The sequence below is a fragment of the Roseateles sp. P5_B10 genome, from assembly GCF_056400485.1.
The window spans coordinates 1-2,256 of sequence record NZ_JBFULE010000832.1 but is presented as its reverse complement, the minus strand read 5'-3'; the positions used below and the strand labels follow the sequence as shown (position 1 = coordinate 2,256).

2 protein-coding genes are annotated in these 2,256 nt (G+C 67.0%); both read right to left on the bottom strand.

From position 1 onward, the window contains the following. Positions 1 to 1,573: rhamnogalacturonan lyase B N-terminal domain-containing protein (locus tag AC1DU6_RS28200; RefSeq protein WP_477861164.1), on the bottom strand; the 1,573-nt coding region annotated here is incomplete at its 3' end. 102 nt (positions 1,574 to 1,675) lie between these two features. After that, the coding region (locus tag AC1DU6_RS28195) for an SGNH/GDSL hydrolase family protein (RefSeq protein ID WP_457324416.1) at positions 1,676 to 2,256 on the bottom strand (581 nt) is incomplete at its 5' end.

Genomic DNA, 2,256 nt, shown 5'->3' with positions numbered 1-2,256 from the left:
CTTCCGTCGTTCCAATGCGCAGCGTCAGGTTCTGCACCTGGGCGCTGGTCAGCGTGAACTGGATGACGCGCGCGTTGTTGACGTCCTTCCATTGGCAGGCCGGGAAACCGCTGGCCGCGCTCGACGTGCCCACCACAAAGGTGGCCGGCACCCAACCGCTCATGCGCACGTCCGACGGATGCATGGTCGTGAGCCTGCCGCCGTTCAGGAACTCGGCTGGCGTGCCGTCCCAGTTGCCGATGCGCCACAGCGCCGCCTTGGCTGAAGGGTCGGCGTTGATCGCCAGCGTGTTCAAGGTCGTCGTGCCGCCGGCCGTGACGGTCACGCTGCCGGTGTAGACCGCCAGCTCGTTCTTGTAGACCGTGAGCGTGTAGGTGCCCGGCCGCATGCCGGTGCTCTTGAAGAAGCCGTTGTTGGCGAGGTTGGCGCTGGCCCAGTACTGCGCCGTGCTGCTGGAGAAGCCCACCGTGTAGCTGTAGTTCGAATCGGTGCCCGACAGACCGACGCCGGCCACCGTGCCGCGGCCGGACGCAGCCACATAACCGTCCAGCGCCATCACCGAGAACCAGCTCGTATCCGGCGCCGACGGCGCACCGCCAGCGGTGAACATCAGCGTGTAGCTGTTCAACACCCCCATGCGGAAGGCCTCGGTCTGGCCCTCGCCGTAGTTGACGATATAGGTCAGCTCGTTGTTGGTGGACGTGATCTGGTTGAGCAGGCTGCGGTAGAAGGGCCCGCCGGAATTGCCTTCGTTGTTGTCCCGATAGAACCACAGCCCCACGCTGCCGGCGCTGTTGAGGCCGCCGAAGTACTGCCAGTCCTTCAGCCGCATGTTGGAGTAGTGCTTGGAGCGCGTTTGCCCCGCGCTGGAGGTGCTGCTGGAGAAACCGAACACGTCGCTCGCTTCGACCGTCGTGTCCGTGCCGCGCAGGTCCTGCGGCCAACTGCCGTTGCTAGCCAGGCCGCCGGGCAGGCCGGCCGGCCCTCCCTTGGAGAGCGCCGCGATGGGCACGCGCAGGATGAAGCGCACCAGGTTCAGCGTGTCGGGCTCCTCGGTGAAATAGGTGCCCATGTAGATGCGCGGCTCGCCGCTCTTGGCCATGTAGTAGTGCTTGAGCACGCCGCCGTTGGCGCTGAAGACGGTCACCGTGATCTTGACGTAGGTGCCGCCGCTGACCACGCCGCCGTTGGCGGTGGAGGCCGACGTGGCCGCACCACTGCTGCTGATCATCTGGGCCTGCACGTCGACAGCCGAGACGTTGCTGTAGAGGAAGTCGAAGCCGGAGTTCAGCTGCGAGCCACGGCTGGCATCGGCGTACTGCACGCCGTTGTAGAGTAGGCTGGAAAGGTCGCCCTTGGACTGGGTGCTGACGCCGTTGTCGTAGGCCATCACCTTGAACACCAGGCCGCCGCCGGTGTCCACCTGGTATTGCAGCTTGGCAGAACTGCCGCTGTCGTAGAGCGTGGTGAGGCTCAAGGCCGCCAATGCTGGCGTGGCCGTGGCCGTCGCCAAAAGCAGGCACGCTGCCGCGCCCAGCCGGCGCAAGCACCGGCGGAGGAAATCGATCCGCATGTTTTGTCTCCTATTGAGCCCGCCGTCTGCAGGTTCGCGCGGCCGGTGCTGCCGCGTTGCTGCGGCCGGGGCAGTCTAGGAACGGCCGGGCGGCCGCAACGCTCAACTTGGTGAGTGGATCGATAGCTGAGGTAACGACGCCACCACCCGATCGGCCAGCGCCTCGGCCCAGAGCGCATAGCCGCGCGGGCCGGGGTGGAAGCCGTCCTCGGCCATCAGCTCGACGGCATTGCGTTGCATGGCCTCGGGCAGATGCAGCACATGGCGTGATGCCTGGCCTTCGACCGACGAACTCAAGGCCACGTTGAAGCGCGCTGCCTGGCGGCCGAAGAACCAGCGCAGAGGCTGGGGCAGCAGCGGGAATCGCTGCATGGGCGGCGCTGCGCAGTGCACGCTCAGGCGCACACCAGCGCGCTCGGTCGCAAGGGCGTGGATGCGGTCCAACGCCACCAACGCCTGCGCAGGCGCGATCTGGTCAACAACGTCGTTGACGCCCAGGGAGGTGATCAGCACATCGGCCTGCACCACGTCCGCCGCCTCGAACGCCGCGAGCGCCTGCTCGCTGCGATGGCCGCTGGTGGCGATGAGCTGCCAGCCCACCGGCTGCCCGAGGCGCGTTGCCAGAGCCTGAGCGAGCCGGCCGGCCAGTGCTTCGTCCTGATGCGCGGCACCGACTCCAGCGG